Annotated in this window: 20 protein-coding genes and 7 tRNA genes; 17 read left to right on the plus strand and 10 right to left on the minus strand. The window is 38.6% G+C overall.

Annotated features, from left to right (window positions below):
- Position 1 precedes the first annotated feature (1 nt).
- The 6 genes from H7T93_RS07285 to H7T93_RS07310 all read left to right on the plus strand — a co-directional run bounded on the left by H7T93_RS07285 (position 2) and on the right by H7T93_RS07310 (position 502).
- Positions 2 to 74 (plus strand) — tRNA-Phe (locus H7T93_RS07285).
- 14 nt (positions 75 to 88) lie between these two features.
- Positions 89 to 169, plus strand: a tRNA-Tyr gene (locus H7T93_RS07290).
- Positions 170 to 174: 5 nt separating this feature from the next.
- Positions 175 to 245, plus strand: a tRNA-Trp gene (locus tag H7T93_RS07295).
- Positions 246 to 256: 11 nt separating this feature from the next.
- Positions 257 to 329 (plus strand) — tRNA-His (locus H7T93_RS07300).
- Between the two features lie 8 nt (positions 330 to 337).
- A tRNA-Gln gene (locus tag H7T93_RS07305) sits at positions 338 to 409 on the plus strand.
- A gap of 9 nt (positions 410 to 418) precedes the next feature.
- Positions 419 to 502: transfer RNA gene (locus H7T93_RS07310), tRNA-Leu, on the plus strand.
- Positions 503 to 576: 74 nt separating this feature from the next.
- Here the strand turns inward: H7T93_RS07310 and H7T93_RS07315 are convergent.
- The 5 genes from H7T93_RS07315 to H7T93_RS07335 are packed head-to-tail and all read right to left on the minus strand — an operon-like array spanning position 577 to position 4067.
- Positions 577 to 1710, minus strand: a complete 1134-nt coding sequence (locus H7T93_RS07315) for a tyrosine-type recombinase/integrase (protein ID WP_118172281.1) — start codon at positions 1708 to 1710, stop codon at positions 577 to 579.
- A 3-nt stretch (positions 1711 to 1713) separates the two neighbouring features.
- The gene (locus H7T93_RS07320; RefSeq protein WP_000598356.1) at positions 1714 to 1908 is read right to left on the minus strand and encodes a DUF3173 domain-containing protein; all 195 of its coding nucleotides are present in this window, start codon (positions 1906 to 1908) and stop codon (positions 1714 to 1716) included.
- A 59-nt stretch (positions 1909 to 1967) separates the two neighbouring features.
- Positions 1968 to 2354, minus strand: coding sequence for a hypothetical protein (locus H7T93_RS07325; protein WP_006595173.1), 387 nt, complete (start codon positions 2352 to 2354; stop codon positions 1968 to 1970).
- 2 nt (positions 2355 to 2356) lie between these two features.
- Positions 2357 to 3553, minus strand: a complete 1197-nt coding sequence (locus tag H7T93_RS07330; RefSeq protein WP_118172280.1) for a replication initiation factor domain-containing protein — start codon at positions 3551 to 3553, stop codon at positions 2357 to 2359.
- Between the two features lie 40 nt (positions 3554 to 3593).
- The gene (locus tag H7T93_RS07335; protein WP_000182279.1) at positions 3594 to 4067 is read right to left on the minus strand and encodes a hypothetical protein; all 474 of its coding nucleotides are present in this window, start codon (positions 4065 to 4067) and stop codon (positions 3594 to 3596) included.
- Between the two features lie 319 nt (positions 4068 to 4386).
- Here H7T93_RS07335 and H7T93_RS07340 point away from each other — a divergent pair, with 319 nt between their 5' ends.
- Positions 4387 to 4833, plus strand: coding sequence for a helix-turn-helix transcriptional regulator (locus tag H7T93_RS07340; protein ID WP_000287814.1), 447 nt, complete (start codon positions 4387 to 4389; stop codon positions 4831 to 4833).
- Positions 4834 to 4996: 163 nt separating this feature from the next.
- Here H7T93_RS07340 and H7T93_RS07345 read toward each other — a convergent pair whose 3' ends face one another.
- Positions 4997 to 5323: a DMT family transporter gene (locus H7T93_RS07345; protein ID WP_009732038.1), complete on the minus strand. Its 327-nt coding sequence runs from the start codon at positions 5321 to 5323 to the stop codon at positions 4997 to 4999.
- Between the two features lie 173 nt (positions 5324 to 5496).
- On the opposite strand from H7T93_RS07345, the gene H7T93_RS07350 reads away from it, so the two are divergent.
- From H7T93_RS07350 to H7T93_RS07375, 6 genes are all read left to right on the plus strand, one after another.
- Complete coding sequence (locus tag H7T93_RS07350) at positions 5497 to 5895, plus strand: hypothetical protein (protein ID WP_009732039.1); 399 nt, start codon at positions 5497 to 5499, stop codon at positions 5893 to 5895.
- Between the two features lie 557 nt (positions 5896 to 6452).
- The gene (locus H7T93_RS07355) at positions 6453 to 10847 is read left to right on the plus strand and encodes a PolC-type DNA polymerase III (protein ID WP_175057360.1); all 4395 of its coding nucleotides are present in this window, start codon (positions 6453 to 6455) and stop codon (positions 10845 to 10847) included.
- Between the two features lie 163 nt (positions 10848 to 11010).
- Positions 11011 to 12252, plus strand: a complete 1242-nt coding sequence (locus tag H7T93_RS07360) for an aminopeptidase (protein WP_022496769.1) — start codon at positions 11011 to 11013, stop codon at positions 12250 to 12252.
- Between the two features lie 19 nt (positions 12253 to 12271).
- Positions 12272 to 12502: a GlsB/YeaQ/YmgE family stress response membrane protein gene (locus tag H7T93_RS07365; protein ID WP_002886331.1), complete on the plus strand. Its 231-nt coding sequence runs from the start codon at positions 12272 to 12274 to the stop codon at positions 12500 to 12502.
- A gap of 132 nt (positions 12503 to 12634) precedes the next feature.
- Positions 12635 to 13063, plus strand: a complete 429-nt coding sequence (locus H7T93_RS07370; protein WP_022496768.1) for a MarR family winged helix-turn-helix transcriptional regulator — start codon at positions 12635 to 12637, stop codon at positions 13061 to 13063.
- Between the two features lie 87 nt (positions 13064 to 13150).
- On the plus strand, positions 13151 to 13696 hold the full coding sequence (locus tag H7T93_RS07375) for an NAD(P)H-dependent oxidoreductase (RefSeq protein ID WP_022496767.1): 546 nt from the start codon (positions 13151 to 13153) through the stop codon (positions 13694 to 13696).
- 88 nt (positions 13697 to 13784) lie between these two features.
- Here H7T93_RS07375 and H7T93_RS07380 read toward each other — a convergent pair.
- The 3 genes from H7T93_RS07380 to ahpC form a co-directional block, all read right to left on the minus strand.
- Positions 13785 to 13855 (minus strand) — tRNA-Cys (locus H7T93_RS07380).
- Positions 13856 to 14030: 175 nt separating this feature from the next.
- Positions 14031 to 15563, minus strand: a complete 1533-nt coding sequence (gene ahpF, locus H7T93_RS07385; RefSeq protein WP_201041721.1) for an alkyl hydroperoxide reductase subunit F — start codon at positions 15561 to 15563, stop codon at positions 14031 to 14033.
- A 16-nt stretch (positions 15564 to 15579) separates the two neighbouring features.
- Positions 15580 to 16140 (minus strand): alkyl hydroperoxide reductase subunit C, encoded by a 561-nt coding sequence (ahpC, locus tag H7T93_RS07390; protein WP_037599758.1) that lies wholly within the window; start codon positions 16138 to 16140, stop codon positions 15580 to 15582.
- 272 nt (positions 16141 to 16412) lie between these two features.
- On the opposite strand from ahpC, the gene rpsB reads away from it, so the two are divergent.
- Together rpsB and tsf are read left to right on the plus strand one after the other, a co-directional pair.
- A complete protein-coding gene (gene rpsB, locus H7T93_RS07395) occupies positions 16413 to 17180 on the plus strand; it encodes a 30S ribosomal protein S2 (protein WP_002886342.1) in 768 nt (255 codons plus the stop codon).
- Between the two features lie 111 nt (positions 17181 to 17291).
- Complete coding sequence (gene tsf / locus H7T93_RS07400) at positions 17292 to 18332, plus strand: translation elongation factor Ts (RefSeq protein WP_002886343.1); 1041 nt, start codon at positions 17292 to 17294, stop codon at positions 18330 to 18332.
- A gap of 105 nt (positions 18333 to 18437) precedes the next feature.
- Here the strand turns inward: tsf and H7T93_RS07405 are convergent, their stop codons facing one another.
- Positions 18438 to 18908, minus strand: coding sequence for a COG2426 family protein (locus H7T93_RS07405; RefSeq protein ID WP_004182164.1), 471 nt, complete (start codon positions 18906 to 18908; stop codon positions 18438 to 18440).
- 317 nt (positions 18909 to 19225) lie between these two features.
- Between H7T93_RS07405 and H7T93_RS07410 the strand changes: the two genes are divergently transcribed.
- Both H7T93_RS07410 and H7T93_RS07415 read left to right on the plus strand, forming a co-directional pair.
- Positions 19226 to 19681 (plus strand): CtsR family transcriptional regulator, encoded by a 456-nt coding sequence (locus tag H7T93_RS07410; protein ID WP_014633783.1) that lies wholly within the window; start codon positions 19226 to 19228, stop codon positions 19679 to 19681.
- The gene (locus H7T93_RS07415) at positions 19682 to 22132 is read left to right on the plus strand and encodes an ATP-dependent Clp protease ATP-binding subunit (protein WP_049546074.1); all 2451 of its coding nucleotides are present in this window, start codon (positions 19682 to 19684) and stop codon (positions 22130 to 22132) included.
- Positions 22133 to 22188: the final 56 nt, after the last annotated feature.

Genomic DNA, 22188 nt, shown 5'->3' on the forward strand with positions numbered 1-22188 from the left:
TGGCTCGGTAGCTCAGTTGGTAGAGCAATGGATTGAAGCTCCATGTGTCGGCGGTTCGATTCCGTCTCGCGCCATTTGTTTATATTTTGGAAGGGTAGCGAAGAGGCTAAACGCGGCGGACTGTAAATCCGCTCCTTCGGGTTCGGGGGTTCGAATCCCTCCCCTTCCATAGTTACGGGCATAGTTTAAAGGTAGAACTAAGGTCTCCAAAACCTTCAGTGTGGGTTCAATTCCTACTGCCCGTGTTAGTAAAGTGGCGAATGTGGTGAAGTGGTTAACACATCAGATTGTGGCTCTGACATTCGGGGGTTCGATTCCCCTCATTCGCCTATATTTTTGGGGTATAGCCAAGCGGTAAGGCAAGGGACTTTGACTCCCTCATGCGTTGGTTCGAATCCAGCTACCCCAGTTATACTTTGCCGGCGTGGCGGAATTGGCAGACGCGCTGGACTCAAAATCCAGTGTCCGCAAGGACGTGCCGGTTCGACCCCGGCCGCCGGTATAGTATTAAAGACAAGGTTTTCGGACCTTGTCTTTTTTTCTTTGTTGTAAGTCGAGTTACCAATTTTTTCCATTTTAAAATAAATCATCAAGTTTATTAGCTAATGTTTTCTGTTTGCTAGGGTACAAATGGGAATAAGTATCAATTGTTGTCGTAATAGATGCGTGTCCTAATCTTTCTTTAACAACAAGATAATCTTCCCCTTGATTTATAAGTAATGATGCATGAGAGTGTCTTAAATCATGAATTCTTATTCTCTTTAAATCTTTATCCCTTTCTAGTATTTGCTTAAACTTCTTATCAATCATATTTTTTGTAATAGTTATTGGTGTACTCTGTATTATTTGTAGTTCGTCAGTATTTTTGGTAAATTCCTTAAGTTTTTCTTTTTGTTTTTCTTTCCAATCTTTTAACATTTCTGCTAATTTCTGATTGATTGTAATATTTCTAGTTCCTGAACGTGTTTTTGTTGTATTAATGTAGCTTGTATTATTTACAAAGTATACCGTTTTGGTAACGAAAATTGTATTTGTTAAAAGATTTATATCATTCCAGTTCAATGCGAGTATTTCTCCCATTCTCATCCCAGTAAAGAAAGCAATTACGAAAAACAGGTCATAGCTTATTTCATCATCTTGAATAAGTTCTCTAAATCTCGTGAATTCTTCTATACTCCAAAATTTGATATTAGGCTTCCTAATTGGTAATTTTCTCAGATTCTCAACAGGATTTTTATCAATAAGGGATTTTCTTATACCAGTGTCAAAAATTTTTTTAAGTAGAATTAGAACTTTATTAATTGTATTAAAACTTAAAGTTTCATTTTCATTTTGTTTTTTAGGTTTTGTTTTTAGGTATTCACGAAATTCGAATATATGGTCATACGTTAATTTATTTAAATTTGTATTTTTAAAATATGGTTTAATATGACGCTCATAATTGTTTCTTTGTGTACTTGTATAGCTTATTTTTCTGCCATTTTTCAAATCGTCTTCTTCAAGCAACTGGAATAACATATCTGTTGTTACTACAAAGTCAAATTGTTTTTCCTTTAATTCTACAACTCGAATATGTTGTTCTAGTTCTAGTGCTTCCTTTTTAGATTTTAATCCTTTTCGAATGATACGTATTCTTTTTTGTGTGACTGGGTGGAAACCATTAGAAACATCAACGGTCCATTTACCACTTTTAGTTTTACGAATAGTCATTCATTATGCTTCTTTCTGGAGTTCAATTCCTAGTAGTTCTTCAGCGACACTGGCTGGAATTGTACCAATCCGTTTGTTATCGTAGATGTTAAAACCACGATTTACTAATAGTAATTTGCCAGTATGGATAATCTTTCTTGCAGTTCCTGGAGCAAATCCAAGTTCGATAAGGTCATCTTTTGTTACAGTTTTAATCATGTGATCTCCTTTTCTAATTAGATTAAGTAAGGGGAGGATTAACTCCCCTTGTCTGATACTTATTTTTGTTTTACATCTACTAAATGGATAGCATCCGCCTTGTAATACATTGTCGAACTAATCATAGTAGCTTGTAAATTGTCAAATGTAACTGGTACTTCATCCATTGCTTGGATATAGTCATTATCAACTAAAGCTTCTGGATTGTCTACAGAGACTTGGGTTGATTTCTTTTTGAATTGTCCATCCTTGATTGTTACATTGTATTTCCAACCAATGATTTTATCGGTATTAAAACGTCTTTCGCTACCATCTCGGTTTTTGATAATTTCTCCGTTTGCATCTGCACGGACTTCCGTTTCAAATTTTGGAATGACTTCATCCAATTCAAATTTTGTTCCAATGTTATTAAAATTCCAGTCATTTTGTGAGAGCATTTTTGCCATAGTTAATTTCTCCTTTTGATATTTTCTTTGATTGTAGGGATCAAATCCTCTCTTTTAAAGAGTATTGCCCTTTCTATTAATCCACTTGCTAAATCTGGTGGATATTCCATATTGTTGAGTGCGAGATAGTTAGATTTCTCATACTCATGCAGTAAATTATTGTCGTATAGAAATTTATACGCTTTCAGAATAGCTCCTGAACCTTTATAGGTAAACCATTCTAATTTTTGTTCCAGTTCTGTTTTTGGTTTTGAAATAATGATAGAGACAGGTTTTGAGTGACCTAAAAACTTTTCCCAAGATCTCAAAGGTTTTGAGAAATGACTATCACTATAGAATCTCACTTTTTCTTTGAGATATCCCTTGGTAAAGTTGAGAAGATCTATTTCTGAATGCAACCATTCTTGAATGAAGTAGTGAGCTTTTTCTTTCCTAAGTTCTAACTCAGTTCTTATCCAATTTTCTATATACCGCTTGCTGATACCGAGCTTCTCAGCTCGTTCTAAGCGTTTATCGTAAATTCTAAGTCTTTCATCATCATTGGGTTTTCTCAAATATAAGGTCTGACCGATTGTTTCATCTCCGTAGGTATTGTAGTAGGTGCTTTTTCCATATATAAAGCGTTTCTTCTGACAAATCTTTAGAAGCTGATTAGGAGTGAAATAGGGTGTTTCATTAAAATCATCTATTGCAATATCAATTCGTCTTACTGAAAATTGATTGTAATTGTAGTAGAGGTTGTCCAGAAACTGTCTTTCGGACAGACTATTTGGATCTAATACCTTATCTCTATAGAACTCTAGTGCCTGTCCTGACATGACAAGCATGTAGGACGACTCTTTCGATCCATAGTAGATACGGATATTCCCATAATGAAGCTGGCTATCATAGTTATAGTATTTAAGGCTCCCCTTATTCTCAATAAATAGGTCAAAGTCAAGAAATAGGATATCTTCGATTATTTCTTTTGGCGAAAATTCAGTCTTATCAAACTGAATTTGAATCCAGTCAAATACAGAACGTAAATGCTCCTTTTTTGCCATAGATTTTGATTCAACTTTTTGCCTAATTTTGCCACCCTTGAAATCTCCAAAACCCTTGGTAATACTGAATTCTTTCGATGGTACACCTAACTTGCAGAGGGTGGTGTTACTACACACCCTATCGGTCAAAAATGGTCCGTCCGCATCTACGCTCATTTTCGGCTTTCTGCCTCATGGCTCAGCCGAAAACTCGCTATTAGCCGAACCTATTTTTTGACCTCTTGTTAACAAACCCTAGTAAGCCGGTTTGCATCGACTCTTCAATATCTTGGATTTTCTTTTTTAGGTTGGAATTCTCAATTTTTATCAGTCGCATTTCTCGCTTAAATTCCTGTTTTAAGGCGCTCAGTTCATCGTAGAGCTCATCTATTACTTGGTTTAGGGATTCATGTTCATTGTCTGCTAGACTCCCAAATACGGCTTGTATAGCCTCTTTTAGACCTATTTCAAGTTTTAGTTTAGCTAACTTTTGAAATTGTCTAAGGTCTTCGTCTGTAAAATCATAGGCAACTGTATAACTTAATTGATGAGTTCTGGGATTTCTACTGATAGGAACTTTAATTTTCTTAAATTCCTTGCCACTTATCTCTTTAATCAGTTGAATCCAATTTTTAAGAGTAGAGGTAGAGTTTAGGCCAGAAATTTGATTGACTAACTCTTTATTGGTCATCTTTTTGTGAAACCTCCGAAATTTTCTTGTGCAACTGAAGAGTTTTCTGTGGTATAATTGTTACATAATATGTTTTGATCTTGGAACGAACGGCACATTTGTTTCAAGATTTTTTATTTTGTCGAATCCTACCTCCTTTATTAAAATTTTTTAAATCGACTACTAGTTACATACGCTTTTACCTCCTTTTATGCTATAATATTCTCAATGGAATATTCAATCTCAAAATAAATATTCCTTATGGAATAATTCTATTTTATACCGTTTAGAATATTTTGTCAAGCTAAAATATACGAATAAGAATATCTATAGGAGAATTATGTATACAGAGGATTATAAATTTTCAGAGAGGTTAAAAACTCTCAGAAAATCAAAAAAGTTAACTCAAGTACAAATATCGGAATTAATTGGAGTTCAACAAGGGACATATTCTCGGTGGGAGAATGGAACGTTAGAACCAGGATTAGAATTCGTTGTGAAATTAGCAAATATCTTTGGGACTACTACAGATTATTTGCTGGGACAAAAACCTTATTCAATTATCAGTAGTTTACCTCTAGAACAATTAGATCTTACCAATATTGCAAACTTTTCAAAGGATGAGTTTGATATTTTGAAACATTCAATAGCAGTTTCGGTGGCAAGAAATAAAATAAAGGCAACAGAACTAAAAGATAGAGTTATAGAAAAAAATCAGTTGTCAGAAAAAGATGCAGAACTTTTGAATAAGATTTTTGAAGAAGTTAAAACTTATTGGGAAAATTAGGAGGACGCTAGTCTTCAAAATTCCCTCCCAAAATGTGTCCAAAATATTGACAGAATTCTAGCTTTTCATTATAGTTCTTATGGAACTTTTTTTCTACAACAAAATAGGCTCCATAATATCCATAGGGGATTTACCCACTACAAATAGTATAGAGCCGGTTTTATTAATGTCCTGCATTTCCTAATAAGTTAACCATGACAACACCAATGATAATCAAAATTAAACCGATAATGCTATAAACATTTAGTGTTTCTTTGAAAATCATTACTGCGATAGAGGCTGTCAAAACTAAACCGACAGCTGACCATGTTGCATAAGCTATTCCTAAAGGAATTTTTTGCATTGCTAGTGAGAGGAAATAGAAACAAACGCCATAGCTAAGTAGGGCAGAAACGGTTGGAATAGGCTTTGTAAAACCGTCTGATAATTTCAAAAGGTTAGTTCCCAATATCTCTCCTACAATGGCGATAAAAAGATAAAAGTATGACATGTCTTTAACCTCCTATATGTCATGTTTTTGCTCTAAGAGCTATTATAGCTATCCGTTTTTTATAAATCTTGGCACAAGTCATGAGAATTTGTAGTAAAACTGTGGCAGACACTTTTTCAGAACCAATAGCTGATAAGTTTAGTATATCATAAGATAAATTTTAAAAAAAAGTCTTGATTTATTTCAATGTCTTGCGTGGTCTCGATTTTACTGGTAAAATTACTTTTAAGAACTTTAAAAAAGAGGTTTCTATATTTGACAAAACAATGACTTGTTGTCCCGAATGTGGGCATCCTTTGGAGAAAAAATTTTTAAAAGATGAGGGAGATATTCCTTATTGTTCACAATGTGCGAGTTTTCGTTTTCCAGTCTTTAATACAGCAATTAGTGCGATTTTATTTAATGAAAAACATGATAAGATTCTCTTGATTAAGCAATATGACATGGCTGAGCATATTTTGCTAGCTGGTTATGTGTCTAATGATATTCACAACCAATTTCTACAATCATTAAAGGCAATTAATTTAGCCTCTCTTATTACGGATATGGGTAATAAAATTGCACAAAACTAGTCCAAAACTCTTTTTAATAAGGAGTATACTTTCTAGCATTTTATAGTTACTAAAAAGTATCTAAACTTTGGAAGTGATACTAAGTTTTAAAAAATATTATGGAAAAAAAGCTTATAAAATCAATATTTCTGAGATTTAAAACTAATAATATTAGACTCAAAATCTAAAAGAAAAATATTAGAGTCATTTATACAAAAACTAGATCTAATTTATGTTTAGTTTGTTAATATTCCATATACCTCAAATAATCGTACAAGTGTCTTGAATACCTCTGGATGAATATAACCTGTTGGGACATATCGTCTATTCTCTGATGATGCTCTTAGAACGATAAGGTATGGAGTGTTACCAAAAAGTTACTAAAATTTGAAAAATGAGTCTATTTTGCAAGATTTAAAAGGCTTAAAGCCCTATTAAATCAAGGTTGTAAGATTTAAATAATGGAGTTATGGAACTCAAAATCCAGTGTCCGCAAGGACGTGCCGGTTCGACCCCGGCCGCCGGTATAAGTTACACTCCTTTAGGAGTGTTTTTTTGTCTATAGGAGTTTAATTTTTATGTCTGATAAATTTCAGCTTCTCTTAAAGCAAATTCGTTTTCCTGAGGAACACGATGCTTTTAAAGAAATTAAAGATGGTTCTATCGAAACAGTAAAACTATTTAAATCAAAACGGCAGTGGTTTTTTGTTTTTTCTTTTCCTAGTGTTCTTTCTTATGAGTCTTTTGTGCTTTTTGATAGTTTACTTCATTCTTCCTTCAATTCTTTAGGTGCCAAAGCTTCTTTTGAGATTCGTTTATTTTCTACTTCTTGCGATGATTCTTTACTTGAAGATTATTTTTCATATGCCTTAGATAGTTTAAAAGTTTCTCACTTTTCTATTTATTCTTTATTCTCAAATCTAAAGGTTGAAATTTCAAATAATAGTATTTGTGTTAAGGCTCCAGCGCATATTATTAAAGAAAATTTACAGGATAGATTTATTTCTTTGATTTCTAAATCTCTTTCTCAAGTTGGTTTATCTGACGTATCAATTTCTGTTCTTGAAGATAAGGAAGCGTCATCTTCTTTAGAAGAGGCTTACGAAACAAACAAGGTTTCTTTACAAGAACAAGCTGAATCTCAGGCAAGACAGGCTCTTCAATCTATTCTTGAGAGTGCTCCAACACCGAAACCTGTGAACGAACCGGACCAAAATTTTGCTGAGAAACAAAGTCAACGTCAAGCTAGTTTTGATAAGGCTGAAATAACGCCAATGGTTGATATTAATTCTGAAGAGAATCGTGTTGTTTTTGAAGGATATATTTTTGATGTAGAGCAACGCGAAACTAAGACGGGTCGAATTATTATTAATTTCAAGGTAACTGATTATACCTCTAGTTTTGCAATGCAGCGCTGGGTCAAAGATAGTGATGAGCTTGCTAAGTTCGATATGATAAAAAAGGGGAACTGGGTAAGAGTTCGCGGTCGTATTGAGAATAATCCTTTCACTCATAGCCTGACAATGAATGTACAAGATATCAAAGAGATTTCGCACACACCTCGCAAGGATTTGATGCCTGAGGGACAAAAGCGTGTGGAATTTCATGCACATACTAACATGTCGACTATGGATGCCATGCCAACTGTGGAAGAGCTTATTGACACTGCTGCTTCTTGGGGGCATCCAGCTGTTGCTATAACTGATCACGCTAATGTTCAGAGTTTTCCTCATGGCTACCATAGGGCTAAGAAAGCTGGTATTAAAGCTATTTTTGGTCTTGAAGCCAATCTTGTTGAGGATAAAGTTCCTATTGTTTATAATTCCCAGAATTTGGAATTAAAAGAAGCAACTTATGTTGTATTTGACGTTGAGACAACGGGCTTGTCTGCTGTTCATAATGATTTGATTCAGATTGCGGCATCAAAAATGCATAAAGGTAATATTATTGAGCAATTTGATGAATTTATAGACCCAGGGCATCCTCTTTCTGCTTTTACTACTGAGTTGACAGGTATTACTGATAATCATGTAAAAGGTGCTAAACCTTTAGTCCAAGTTTTACAGGAGTTTCAAGAATTCTGTCAAGGAACTGTGCTAGTAGCCCATAATGCGACCTTTGACGTTGGTTTTATGAATGCCAATTATGAAAGACATCAGTTACCAACAATTTCACAACCAGTTATTGATACTTTAGAATTTGCACGAAATCTTTATCCTGAGTATAAGCGTCATGGTTTGGGTCCTTTGACGAAGCGGTTTGGTGTGGCTTTAGATCACCACCACATGGCCAATTATGATGCGGAAGCAACGGGCCGTTTGTTGTTTATCTTCATAAAAGATGTGTTTGATAAGCACGGTTTGACTAATTTGGAACAGTTGAACACGGATTTGGTTTCTGAAGATTCGTATAAAAAGTCTCGTGTTAAACATGCGACGCTGTATGTTCAGAATCAAACTGGCTTGAAGAATATCTTTAAGTTGGTAAGTTTATCAAATGTCTCATACTTTGAGGGGGTAGCACGTATTCCTCGTACGGTCTTAGATGAGTATCGTGAGGGAATCATTGTAGGTTCTGCTTGTGCTGATGGTGAGGTTTTTGATACGCTTCTGTCTCATGGTATTGACAAGGCAGTTGAAGTTGCTAAATATTATGACTTTATTGAAGTTATGCCACCAGCGATTTATGCACCATTGATTGCGAAGGACTTAATTAAGGATGAGGTGGCTATAGAACAACTGATTCGAGATTTGATTGAAGTTGCTAATCGTCTGGACAAGCCTGTGCTTGCTACAGGAAATGTACATTATATCAATCCTGAGGATGCGATTTATCGTGAAATCATTGTTCGTGCTTTGGGACAAGGAGCAATGATTAATAGGCCAATCGGTAAGGGAGAAAATGCGAAACCTGCTCCTTTACCTGAAGCGCATTTTAGAACAACGAATGAGATGCTAGATGACTTTGCCTTTTTGGGAAAAGACTTAGCCTATGAAATTGTTGTAACTAATACGCAGGCTATGGCAGACCAAATTGAAGAGGTCGAGGTTGTCAAAAAAGACTTGTACACACCTTTCATTGATCGTGCGGAAGAACAGGTTGCGGAGATGACATATGCTAGAGCGTTTGAGCTCTATGGTAATCCTTTGCCTGATATTATTGATCTGCGAATTGAGAAAGAGTTGTCCTCAATTCTTGGTAATGGTTTTGCCGTAATTTACCTGGCTTCGCAGATGTTGGTTAACCGTTCAAATGAACGTGGGTACCTAGTTGGTTCGCGTGGATCTGTCGGTTCTAGTTTTGTTGCGACGATGATTGGAATTACTGAGGTTAATCCGATGCCGCCACACTATTTATGTCCTAAATGTCAACACTCGGAGTTCATTACAGATGGTTCTTATGGATCTGGCTTCGATTTGCCTGATAAGGAGTGTTCGGAATGTGGAACGGAGTATAAAAAAGATGGTCAGGATATTCCTTTCGAGACTTTCCTAGGTTTTGATGGGGATAAGGTTCCGGATATCGATTTGAACTTTTCCGGTGATGATCAACCATCAGCCCACTTGGATGTTCGTGATATTTTTGGAGAGCAATATGCTTTTCGTGCTGGAACAGTAGGTACTGTTGCAGATCGGACGGCTTATGGTTTTGTCAAAGGTTACGAACGTGACTACAATAAGTTTTACCGTGATGCCGAGGTCGATCGTCTGGCCATGGGGGCCGCTGGGGTTAAGCGAAACACAGGTCAGCACCCGGGTGGTATTGTTGTTATTCCAAATTATATGGATGTCTATGATTTCACACCTGTTCAATATCCGGCTGATGATGTAACGGCTGCCTGGCAGACGACTCACTTTAATTTCCACGATATCGATGAGAACGTGTTGAAGCTTGATATTCTGGGACATGATGATCCGACTATGATTCGTAAGTTGCAGGATTTATCAGGAATCGATCCAAAAGATATTCGAGCAGATGATCCAGATGTAATGAAACTTTTTTCAGGGACTGATATTTTAGGGGTAACACCTGAACAGATTGGGACACCAACGGGAATGTTGGGAATCCCTGAGTTTGGGACTAACTTTGTTCGTGGTATGGTCGACGAGACGCATCCGACGACCTTTGCGGAACTCTTACAGTTATCTGGTTTGTCCCACGGAACAGACGTTTGGTTAGGTAATGCACAAGATTTGATTAAGGAAGGTATCGCCACTCTGAAAACAGTTATCGGTTGTCGTGATGATATCATGGTATACCTAATGCATGCGGGATTAGATCCTAAGATGGCCTTCACAATCATGGAACGTGTGCGTAAGGGGATGTGGTTGAAGATTTCCGAAGAAGAGCGTAATTGCTATATTCAAGCTATGCGTGAAAATAATGTTCCAGACTGGTACATTGAATCTTGTGGTAAAATCAAATACATGTTCCCTAAAGCCCATGCGGCAGCCTACGTTATGATGGCCCTACGTGTAGCTTATTTCAAAGTGCACCATCCTATTTATTACTATTGTGCCTACTTCTCGATTCGAGCTAAAGCATTTGAGCTTAAGACGATGTCTGCGGGTCTTGATGCTGTTAAAGCTCGAATGGAAGATATTAAGGAGAAGCGCCAACGAAATGAAGCGACTAATGTTGAAAATGACTTATTTACGACGCTTGAAATTGTCAATGAAATGTTAGAACGTGGCTTTACCTTTGGTCAGTTGGATCTTTATAAGAGTCAGGCAACTGAATTTTTGATTGAAGGAGATACCTTGATTCCACCGTTTATTGCACTTGAAGGTTTGGGTGAGAATGTTGCTAAGCAAGTGGTTGCTGCGCGTGAAGAAGGGGAGTTCCTTTCCAAGACAGAATTGCGTAAACGAGGAGGCCTATCATCAACCTTGGTTGAAAAATTGGATGAAATGGGAATCCTAGGAAATATGCCAGAAGATAATCAATTAAGTCTTTTTGATGATTTCTTTTAATGGCTGAAGAGAATTGTCATCAACTTTGAGAGAATGGAGTCAGTCTCCGTTCTCTTTTTGTTTAGGGGGCTGCATGTGATGCTAAAAAGCCAAAGCTGAGAGGAAACCTTTTTCTTCGTCTTATGGTATACTGATAGAAAATTATAGTTTCAAGGAGTTAATCATGGTTTTACCAAATTTTAAAGAAAATCTTGAGAAATATGCTAAATTACTGGTTGCTAATGGGATTAATGTGCAACCTGGTCACACAGTGGCTTTGAGCATTGATGTAGAACAAGCAGAGCTAGCACACCTCTTAGTTAAAGAAGCCTATGCTCTAGGAGCAGCTGAGGTAATCGTTCAATGGTCAGATGATATTATTAATCGCGAGCGCTTCTTGCATGCTGATATGGACCGCATCGAAGAGGTTCCTGCCTATAAAAAAGCTGAGATGGAATATTTGTTGGCCAAGAAGGCAAGTCGCTTAGGTGTTCGTTCATCAGATCCAGGTGCCCTTAATGGTGTAGCTCCTGAACGTTTATCTGCTCATGCTAAAGCTACTGGAGTGGCTTTTAAACCTATGCAGGTGGCAACTCAGTCTAATAAGGTTAGTTGGACTGTAGCTGCTGCAGCTGGTAAGGAATGGGCTAAGAAGGTCTTTCCCGATGCTGCGAGTGATGAGGAAGCTGTAGATTTACTTTGGGACCAAATTTTCAAGACTTGTCGTGTCTATGAAGAGGACCCTGTACGTGCTTGGAAGGAACATGCTGATCGCTTGGATGCTAAAGCACGCCTACTCAATGAAGCACAATTCTCAGCCTTACACTATCAAGCACCTGGAACAGATTTGACTCTAGGATTGCCTAAAAACCATGTTTGGGAGTCTGCAGGTGCCATTAATGCGCAAGGTGAAGGTTTCCTTCCTAATATGCCAACAGAAGAGGTCTTTACGGCACCAGATTTTCGTCGTGCAGATGGTTATGTCTCAAGCACAAAGCCTCTAAGCTACAATGGTAATATTATTGAGGGAATCAAGGTAACCTTCAAAGATGGTGAAATTGTAGATATCACAGCGGACCAAGGTGATGAAGTGATGAAGAATCTCGTCTTCAACAATAATGGGGCGCGTGCTCTAGGTGAATGTGCTTTGGTACCAGATCCAAGTCCTATTTCACAGTCAGGCATCACTTTCTTTAACACTCTTTTTGATGAGAATGCATCCAACCACCTAGCTATTGGAGCAGCCTATGCTACCAGTGTTGAGGGAGGGGCAGACATGACAGAAGAGGAGCTTAAGGAAGCTGGTCTTAATCGTTCTGATGTACACGTAGACTTTATGATTGGTTCAAATCAAATGGATATTGATGGTATCCGCCAAGATGGTAGTCGTGTACCGATCTTCCGAAATGGGGATTGGGTAATCTAAGTATGAGGGAGAATTTATCATGATTGGAAGTATGATAGTTGGTTTTCTAATTGGCCTTATTGCCTCTGCTATATCAAATAGGGGTGAACATATGGGCTGTATTGGTAAGACCTTTGTTGGATGGCTAGGTGCTTTTGTTGGTCAGCTTCTTTTTGGAAATTGGGGACCGATGCTAGCAGATACTGCTATCGTTCCTTCAGTACTAGGTGCTGTTATCTTATTAGCCCTTTTTTGGAATCGTAATAGTTAGAAATGAAAGAGTTCTGAGGTATTGGTTAGATATCTAAGGACTCTTTTTTCTTATTTTTTCATTTTCATATACCACTTTTAGAAAAACTGTGGTAGAGTAATAAAAACAGCATCTATTTGGAAAGGACTAGAAATGAGTGACTTAGATAAAAACATGGCTGTAAAAAGTATGGTAGTTATGCGTAAGGCTTTTCGTACCATCGATGCCAAGGTTTCTGAGACCTTTAAAGAATTTAATTTGACACCAACTCAATTTGGAGTCATGGACGTGCTTAATGCTAAAGGACGTATGAAAATTGGCGAATTAATTGACTGCATGCTTGCCACCTCCGGGAATATGACTGTCGTCATTAAAAATATGGAGAAAAAAGGTTGGTTGACGCGAGAAGCCTGCCAAACAGATAAGCGTGCTTTCGAGGTTGATTTGACGGATGAGGGCCGTCGTATTATTCAAGCAGCAATCCCGCCACATCAACGAGCTATTGAGGAGACTTTTTCCGTTCTGACACCTGAAGAGCAGGCACAGTTGGTAGAGCTCCTGAAAAAATTTAAGAATGTCTGAGCATATTTCTTTATATTTCTAATGGAATTATATATATTACTATGTAGTAGTAAAAATCAATTATTAGAAATACAAAGGAAACGTATCATGAAAAACATTTTATTTATCGTTGGATCTCTTCGCAAGGGATCATTTAACCACCAATTAGCAGAAGAAGCTGAGAAAATGTTAGCTGGTAAAGCTAATGTTTCTTATCTTGACTATAGTCAAGTACCTGTTTTTAATCAGGATTTAGAAAGTCCAGTTCTTCCAGTTTTGGCAGAAGTTCGAGAACAGGTCTTGGCAGCAGACGCAATTTGGATTTTCTCACCGGTTTATAATTTCTCAATTCCTGGGCCAGTGAAAAATTTGCTTGACTGGTTGAGCCGTGCCCTTGACCTATCAGATCCTTCAGGGCCATCAGCTCTTCAAGATAAGATTGTAACCGTGTCATCAGTTGCTAATGGTGGTCACAATCAACTTTTTGATGCCTACAAAGACTTGTTACCATTTATCCGTACCCAAGTGGTTGGTGATTTTACAGCGACACGTGTAAATGATACAGCCTGGGCAGATGGGAAATTCCTAGCAACTGAAGAAGTTCTTGAAAGCCTTCAGAATCAAGCGGAAGCTTTGATTGAAGCGATTAAATAAGAATAATGAATACCCGAGGTTTCTAGCTTCGGGTATTTTTATATGCAATAATGAAAAAAAGACACCCTAAGGTGTCTTCGTATTATGAAGGCGGTAGACGGATTTGAACCGACGATCAAGCTTTTGCAGAGCCGTGCCTTACCACTTGGCTATACCGCCATAACAGATACCATTCTATCGAAAAAAAAAAGATTCGTCAAGTCTCTTTCATCAAATTGACTGGTTGATTATTCAAACTGCCTATTTACAAGAAACATAAAGAGGTTGAAAGACATTCAACCTCTTCATATTAATTATAACTGTTGAAGATAGATTACTAACACGCAAGTGTTGATTATTGTCTAATCAAGTAATCAAATGCTCCGATAGCAGCTGTAGCACCAGACCCCATGGAGATAATGATTTGCTTGTAGGCACTATCTGTACAGTCACCTGCAGCAAAAATACCAGGGATATTTGTTGAACCAAATTTATCAACGATAATTTCTTGGCGCTCATTGAGTTCAATACCACTATCTTTGAGCCAAGCAGTATTTGGTACAAGACCAATTTGAACAAAGACACCTTCAAGATCAAGATGTTTTTCTTCGTTTGTATCACGCTCAACGTAATTCAAACCAGTTACATGATCTTGACCAACAATTTCTTTGGTTGCAACGTTCTTAAGAATGGTTAGATTATCAGTTTTAGCAGCTCGTTCTTGTAAGACTTGATCTGCCTTTAATTCAGGTAAGAACTCTAAGACCGTAACATGTTTAGTAATGCCAGCTAAATCTAAAGCCGCTTCCAAACCTGAGTTACCACCACCGATAACTGCAACATTCTTCCCTTCAAATAGTGGACCATCACAGTGTGGGCAGTAAGTAACACCTTTATTGCGGAATTCTTCCTCGCCAGGAACGTTGATATTACGCCATTTGGCTCCGAGAGCCAGGATGGCAGTTTTGGATTTTAAAACGGCACCGTTAGCCAGTGTCACTTCAATAAGTTCTTTCTTTTCGATGCCAGTAGCTAATTGACTTTTGATGATATCAACATCATAAGATTTCGTATGCTCTTCAACTTGGGCCATTAACTTAGGACCTTCTGTATATAGCGTACCAATCATGTTCTCAATGCCGACTGTCTCGATAACTTGTCCACCAAAGGTTTCTGCTAAAAGACCAGTTTTTAAACCTTTACGGGCAGCATAGATGGCCGCACTGTTTCCAGCAGGGCCACCACCAATAACCAAAACATCATAGACACCTTTATCAGCGAAAGCATCAGCATCAAGTGGTCCGTCCAATTTTTCTACAAGCTGTTCAATGGTTGCACGACCAGATGTAAATTCTTCTTGGTCTTTGTAAACCGTAGGAACAGACATGATACCTTTAGCTTTGACCTCATCCTGATACATCCCACCTTCAATCATGGTGTGAGTGATATTTGGGTTCAAAACAGCCATTATATTAAAGGCTTGAACAACGTCTGGACAATTGTGACATGTTAATGAAACATAAGTCTCTAAATCGATGGTTTTATCAATCTTCTTGATACGTTCGATAGTGTCCTTATCAACTTTAGGTGGACGACCAGAAACTTGCAAGAGAGCTAAAATGAAAGATGTGAATTCGTGGCCCATTGGTAAGCCTGAGAAAATAACACGACTTTTTTTCCCTTTTTGTGCAATACCAAAACTAGGTTGACGTTTTAAATGTGTTGATTCAAGACTAATGCGGTCAGACATAGCGACAATCTCGTCTAGAAATTCTTTTACTTTACGAGAATTATCATCATCCCCTAAATCTGTTTGTAATACAATATCAGATTCTAGTAAATTTAAATACTGCGCTAATTGTGTCTTGATTTCTTTATCTAAGACCATGGATACCCCCTGGTTGTTAAATTTTACCTACAAGATCTAAGCTAGGAGTAAGTGTTTCAGCTCCTTCTTTCCATTTGGCTGGACAAACTTCACCTGGATGTTGACGAATATATTGAGCAGCACGGACTTTATCAACAAGAGTACTTGCATCGCGTCCAATACCATCAGCGTTAATTTCCATCATTTGGATAACACCATCTGGATCAATAATGAATGTACCACGTTGTGCGAGACCATCTTGTCCAAGAACATCAAAACCTTGTGAGATGTGGTGTGAAGGATCCCCAATCATAGGATAAGTAATAGTTCCAACAACATCTGAGTCATCATGCCAAGCTTTGTGAACAAAGTGAGTATCGGTAGAGACAGAGTAAACCTCTACACCAAGAGATTTAAGAGCTTCATATTGTTCTTGAAGGTCACCGAGTTCAGTTGGGCAGACAAATGAAAAATCTGCAGGATAGAAGCAGAAGACCGCCCATTTACCTTTAACATCTTCATCTGTAACAGTAATGAATTCCCCGTTGTGATAAGCTTGTGCTGAAAATTCAATAATTTCTTTTCCGACTAATGACAAAATAATGTCCTCCTCTATTTTTAATAGCCTAATTATAAACGAAATACTCATCAACCTCAAAGAAAACGATTGCAATTTTAATGAGAGGGGGATTTTTCTAATGGTCAGACTGGTTTTAGAGCTTGTCAAATGTCACTTTTTTTGATAAACTATTATAGTTGCGTAAAGTGACAAATACTCATTCTAAGCCGATTGTGGTCTTGTTGCCGCAGGGTGGGACTGCAAGTCTAAAGCTTAGAAGAGGAAAAAACAAATTTTAAGGAGAAATACTCATGGCAGTAATTTCAATGAAACAACTTCTTGAGGCTGGTGTTCACTTCGGTCACCAAACTCGTCGCTGGAATCCTAAGATGGCTAAGTACATCTTCACAGAACGTAACGGAATCCACGTTATCGACTTGCAACAAACTGTAAAAATGGCTGATACAGCTTACGAATTCGTTCGTGAAGCAGCAGCTAACGATGCAGTAATCTTGTTCGTTGGTACTAAAAAACAAGCAGCTGAAGCAGTAGCTGAAGAAGCAACTCGTGCTGGTCAATACTACATCAACCACCGTTGGTTGGGTGGTACTCTTACAAACTGGGATACTATCCAAAAACGTATCGCTCGTTTGAAAGAAATCAAACAAATGGAAGCTGATGGAACTTTCGAAGTTCTTCCTAAGAAAGAAGTTGCACTTCTTAACAAACAACGTGCACGTCTTGAAAAATTCTTGGGTGGTATCGAAGATATGCCTCGCATTCCAGATGTAATCTACATCGTTGACCCACACAAAGAACAAATCGCTGTTAAAGAAGCTAAAAAACTTGGTATCCCAGTTGTAGCGATGGTTGATACAAACGCTGATCCAGATGAGATCGATGTAATCATCCCAGCTAACGATGACGCTATCCGTGCCGTTAAATTGATCACTTCAAAAATGGCTGATGCTATCATCGAAGGTAACCAAGGTGAAGATGCTTCTGCAGATTTCCAAGAAGCAGCTGCAGCTGATTCAATCGAAGAAATCGTTGAAGTTGTCGAAGGTGACAACAACTAATCTTTAAGATTGGTTAGGGCTATATGCCCACTGTAAGATACGACAAACACCTAAGGGGCGGGGCTCAGCCCTGCCCCTTAGTTTGATAAAATAAATTTGGAGAAAAACAAAATGGCAGAAATTACAGCTAAACTTGTTAAAGAATTGCGTGAAAAATCTGGTGCTGGTGTCATGGACGCTAAAAAAGCATTGGTTGAAGTTGAAGGTGATATCGAAAAAGCGATTGAATTGCTTCGCGAAAAAGGTATGGCTAAAGCAGCTAAGAAAGCTGACCGTGTTGCAGCTGAAGGTTTGACTGGTGTTTACGTTAACGGTAACGTTGCAGCAGTTGTTGAAGTTAACGCTGAAACTGACTTCGTTGCGAAAAACGCTCAATTCGTTGAGTTGGTAAACGAAACAGCTAAAGTAATTGCTGAAGGTAAACCAGCTAACAACGAAGAAGCACTTGCATTGACTATGCCTTCAGGTGAAACTCTTGAAGCTGCATACGTAACTGCTACAGCTACTATCGGTGAAAAGATTTCATTCCGTCGTTTTGCAGTTGTTGAGAAAACTGATGCCCAACACTTCGGAGCTTACCAACACAACGGTGGACGTATCGGTGTTGTTTCAGTTATCGAAGGTGGAGATGATGCTCTTGCAAAACAAATCTCAATGCACATCGCAGCGATGAAACCAACTGTTCTTTCATACACTGAATTGGATGAACAATTTGTTAAAGATGAATTGGCACAACTTAACCACGCTATCGATCAAGATAACGAAAGCCGTGCAATGGTTAACAAACCAGCTCTTCCACACCTTAAATATGGTTCTAAAGCTCAATTGACTGATGCTGTTCTTGCTCAAGCTGAAGAAGATATCAAAGCTGAGTTGGCTGCTGAAGGTAAACCAGAAAAAATCTGGGATAAAATCATCCCAGGTAAAATGGACCGCTTCTTGCTTGACAACACTAAAGTTGACCAAGCTTACACTCTTCTTGCTCAAGTTTACATCATGGACGACAGCAAAACAGTTGAAGCTTACCTTGAATCAGTAAACGCTTCAGTAGTAGAATTCGTTCGCTTTGAAGTTGGTGAAGGTATCGAAAAAGCATCTAACGACTTTGAATCAGAAGTTGCAGCTACAATGGCAGCAGCACTTAACAACTAATTCTAGTTGCTAGATAAAAAGAAAGAAGTTACGTAAATGAATCGTAGCTTCTTTTTTGTTGCTATTAAAAAACGTCTGAGCATGCCCCAGACGTTAACAAAGTAATTAATGAGCGAAGGTATTTACACCAAGTAGAAGAGAGAGTGTTCCCATGATGATACCTGCAAGGATAACCCCCAGCATAACGGCAATAACACTACGTTTAAAGTCCCAATCTAGGATAGATGCTGCTAGGGTACCAGTCCAGGCTCCTGTTCCTGGAAGTGGAATTCCCACAAAAAGGAGGAGGGCCCAGAAGACCCCCTTATCTCCGGCAGCTTTTTCAAGTTTTTGCCCACCACTGTGACCTTTTTTAAGACACCAGGTGAAGAAGCCACCAATTAGAGGTTTGTCTGCCCCCCATTCGAGAACACGGCGGGCGAAGAAGAAGATAATTGGAACTGGAATCATGTTCCCAATAACACAAAGAATAAGGGCTTGCCACCAAGGGATACCTGAGGCGATAGCAACAGGAACGGCTCCACGGAGCTCAACCAAGGGAATCATAGAGATTAAGAGTGCAATGATGTATTTCATGAGTAACCTTTCATAGGGGAATAAAATAAGAGATAAGACTCAAAATGACATGAGCTTTATCGAGAGTGATAAGACTAATACTACTGCGAAAGTGCTAAAAAGTACTTGTTGGATTAGGTGGGTCTCAGCCTATCAAAGTAGATAGAAAATTTGAATCAAACACCTTAAGTTACCTAATATTTCAGTCTTATTTATTGTATCTTATATGGTCTCTAATGACAACTTTAAAAAGCTTTTTGAGGGTATAGTTTCCCATGAGCTGACATTTTTGGTATAATAATAGTCAGTTATAGTCAAATTAGACTGGAGGAATTAAGATGGCAAGAAATACATCAGATAGTATAGAAGAATATATTAAAGAATTGCTGGGCCAGTCTGGAATTGCTGAGATTCAACGCTCGAACTTAGCAGATACTTTTCAAGTTGTACCGAGTCAGATTAACTATGTTATTAAGACTCGTTTTACAGAAAGTCGTGGTTATATTGTTGAGAGTAAACGTGGAGGTGGCGGTTATATTCGTATCGTCAAGGTCAGATTCTCCGACAAGCACCACATGATTAATGATTTGCTTCAGAACTTGGCGGATCAGCTCAGCGAGCAGGTATTTACAGACTTGATTCAGTTGCTTTTTGATGAAAAAATCATCACTGAACGTGAGGGAAATTTGATTTTAGCAACTGCTAGTGATGATGTTTTAGGCGAAGATGCGGCTGCTATTCGTTCGCGTATTCTACGCTCGCTATTACTTAGATTGGATAGAAAAGGAAATTAGATGACGACATATTCAAGAAAAATGCAGGCCATTTTCCATCGTGCTCAGCTTGAGGCAGAGCGTTTTGGAAGTCCTTTCTTGGAGACTTGGCATGTGCTTCTGGCTATGGTTGAGGTTCCAGGATCTGTAGCCTACCTAACATTTACTGATTTTGAGGACCGTATTCGTGCGGAAGAGATTGAGACCGCTGCTGTACTAGCGATGGAGAAAAGTCCAAAAGACTTGTCTGAATCAGATATTATCGATTTACGTGCACAGTCACATGCTTTAGGGGCTATGTTGCAAGAGGCAGAGGGAATTGCTAGTGTAACTGGTGCTGTAGAGGTAGGGTCTGAACATGTATTGATGGCCTTTCTCCTTCATAAGGATTTGATGGTTTGTCGTCTCCTTGAAGTTGCTGGTTTTCAATATAAGGATGACAGCGATAAGCCTCGCATTATCGATTTACGACGTTCTTTGGAGCGTTACGCAGGTCTTAGTAAGCAAGATTTGAAGGCCATTCACGACCTTCGTAAGCCTAAAAAGTCAAAGGCATCAGGTAATTTTGCTAATATGATGCAGCCTCCTCAATCTTCTACTGGGGAACTGTCAGATTACACAAAAGACTTAACGGCAGTAGCCGAGTCAGGTGCTCTTGATTCTGTTATTGGACGTGAGAAAGAAATTTCACGCATGATTCAGGTTTTGAGTCGTAAAACGAAGAATAACCCAGTTCTTGTGGGTGAAGCAGGTGTTGGTAAGACGGCACTTGCGCTTGGCTTGGCACAGCGTATTGCTTCAGGCGAAGTACCTTTTGAGTTGGCTGATATGCGTATCTTAGAGCTTGATATGATGAGTGTGGTTGCAGGAACACGTTTCCGTGGCGATTTCGAAGAACGTATGAATCAGATCATTGATGAGATTGAAGCTGATGGAAAAATCATTCTCTTTATTGACGAATTGCATACGATTATCGGTTCTGGTTCAGGTATTGATAGTACCTTAGATGCGGCGAATATTTTGAAACCCGCTCTAGCACGTGGAACCCTTCATATGGTTGGAGCAACTACTCAAGCTGAGTACCAGAAGCATATTGAGAAAGATGCAGCTCTTTCTCGCCGTTTTGCTAAGATTACAATCGAGGAGCCAAGTGTAGCTGAGGCGATTGATATTCTAAAAGGCCTACGGTCGTCTTATGAAGACTATCATCGTGTAACGATTACTGATGAGGCGGTTGAGACAGCAGTCAAGGCAGCCCACCGTTATTTGACGAGTAAAAACTTACCTGACTCTGCCATTGACCTTTTAGATGAAGCGAGTGCAACTGTTCAAGGTCGTATCAAAAAAGAAGCCAAACTTGAAATAACGCCTTTGGACGAAGCGCTTCTATCTGGTGATATGAAGGCTGCTGTTAAACAATATAAGGCTAGCCAAAAAGCAAAATTACCAAAACCTGCCTTGGTAGATGCAGATCAGATTATGCAAACCCTTAGTCGTCTATCAGGTATTCCTGTTGAGAAGATGACTCAGGCAGATAGCAAGCGTTACTTGAATCTGGAAGCAGAGCTTCACAAACGTGTTATTGGTCAAGACGAAGCAGTTTCAGCGATTAGTCGTGCTATTCGTCGTAACCAGTCAGGTATTCGTACTGGCAAACGTCCGATTGGTTCCTTCATGTTCCTTGGACCTACTGGTGTTGGTAAGACAGAATTGGCCAAGGCTTTGGCGGAGGTTCTCTTTGATGATGAGTCAGCTTTGCTTCGCTTTGACATGTCAGAATACATGGAAAAATTTGCGGCTAGCCGCCTTAACGGTGCTCCTCCAGGTTATGTTGGATATGATGAGGGTGGTGAGTTAACAGAAAAAGTTCGTAACAAGCCTTACTCAGTTCTTCTTTTTGACGAGGTAGAAAAGGCTCACCCAGACATTTTCAACATTCTCTTACAGGTTTTGGATGATGGTGTCTTGACGGATAGTCGAGGTCGTAAAGTCGACTTCTCAAATACCATTATCATAATGACTTCGAACTTGGGGGCGACTGCTCTTCGCGATGATAAGACTGTTGGTTTTGGTGCTCGAGACATTTCTCATAATCATCAAGCTATGCAGTCACGTATCATGGAAGAGCTTAAGAAGGCCTACCGTCCAGAGTTTATCAACCGTATTGATGAGAAGGTTGTCTTCCATAGCTTAGAGGAAGAACAGCTTCGTGAGATTGTCAAAATTATGGTAAAACCGTTGGTTTCAGCTTTGGCTGAAAAAGGGATTGACTTGAAATTCCAACCAGCTGCCCTCAAGCATTTGGCTAAAGATGGCTATGATGTTGAGATGGGTGCTCGTCCATTACGTCGCACGATTCAAACTCAGGTTGAGGATAAGTTATCTGAGCTCTTACTAGGCGGCCAAGTAGTGAGTGGACAAACCCTTAAGATTGGTTGTTCGAAAGATAAATTAACCTTTACAGTAGTGTAAAGATTAAACAAAAAGACAGATTACAGGTGTAGTTTGTCTTTTTGTTTGTGTCAACA

This window comes from Streptococcus sp. 9.1, assembly GCF_016648815.1.
Lineage (GTDB): Bacteria > Bacillota > Bacilli > Lactobacillales > Streptococcaceae > Streptococcus > Streptococcus salivarius_E.

Coding starts and splice junctions, on each gene's coding strand:
- H7T93_RS07315 (WP_118172281.1), bottom strand. CDS start 1,710: ATGACTATTCGTAAAACTAAAAGTGGTAAATGGACCGTTGATGTTTCT.
- H7T93_RS07320 (WP_000598356.1), bottom strand. CDS start 1,908: ATGATTAAAACTGTAACAAAAGATGACCTTATCGAACTTGGATTTGCT.
- H7T93_RS07325 (WP_006595173.1), bottom strand. CDS start 2,354: ATGGCAAAAATGCTCTCACAAAATGACTGGAATTTTAATAACATTGGA.
- H7T93_RS07330 (WP_118172280.1), bottom strand. CDS start 3,553: ATGAGCGTAGATGCGGACGGACCATTTTTGACCGATAGGGTGTGTAGT.
- H7T93_RS07335 (WP_000182279.1), bottom strand. CDS start 4,067: ATGACCAATAAAGAGTTAGTCAATCAAATTTCTGGCCTAAACTCTACC.
- H7T93_RS07340 (WP_000287814.1), top strand. CDS start 4,387: ATGTATACAGAGGATTATAAATTTTCAGAGAGGTTAAAAACTCTCAGA.
- H7T93_RS07345 (WP_009732038.1), bottom strand. CDS start 5,323: ATGTCATACTTTTATCTTTTTATCGCCATTGTAGGAGAGATATTGGGA.
- H7T93_RS07355 (WP_175057360.1), top strand. CDS start 6,453: ATGTCTGATAAATTTCAGCTTCTCTTAAAGCAAATTCGTTTTCCTGAG.
- H7T93_RS07360 (WP_022496769.1), top strand. CDS start 11,011: ATGGTTTTACCAAATTTTAAAGAAAATCTTGAGAAATATGCTAAATTA.
- H7T93_RS07365 (WP_002886331.1), top strand. CDS start 12,272: ATGATTGGAAGTATGATAGTTGGTTTTCTAATTGGCCTTATTGCCTCT.
- H7T93_RS07370 (WP_022496768.1), top strand. CDS start 12,635: ATGAGTGACTTAGATAAAAACATGGCTGTAAAAAGTATGGTAGTTATG.
- H7T93_RS07375 (WP_022496767.1), top strand. CDS start 13,151: ATGAAAAACATTTTATTTATCGTTGGATCTCTTCGCAAGGGATCATTT.
- ahpF (WP_201041721.1), bottom strand. CDS start 15,563: ATGGTCTTAGATAAAGAAATCAAGACACAATTAGCGCAGTATTTAAAT.
- rpsB (WP_002886342.1), top strand. CDS start 16,413: ATGGCAGTAATTTCAATGAAACAACTTCTTGAGGCTGGTGTTCACTTC.
- tsf (WP_002886343.1), top strand. CDS start 17,292: ATGGCAGAAATTACAGCTAAACTTGTTAAAGAATTGCGTGAAAAATCT.
- H7T93_RS07405 (WP_004182164.1), bottom strand. CDS start 18,908: ATGAAATACATCATTGCACTCTTAATCTCTATGATTCCCTTGGTTGAG.
- H7T93_RS07410 (WP_014633783.1), top strand. CDS start 19,226: ATGGCAAGAAATACATCAGATAGTATAGAAGAATATATTAAAGAATTG.
- H7T93_RS07415 (WP_049546074.1), top strand. CDS start 19,682: ATGACGACATATTCAAGAAAAATGCAGGCCATTTTCCATCGTGCTCAG.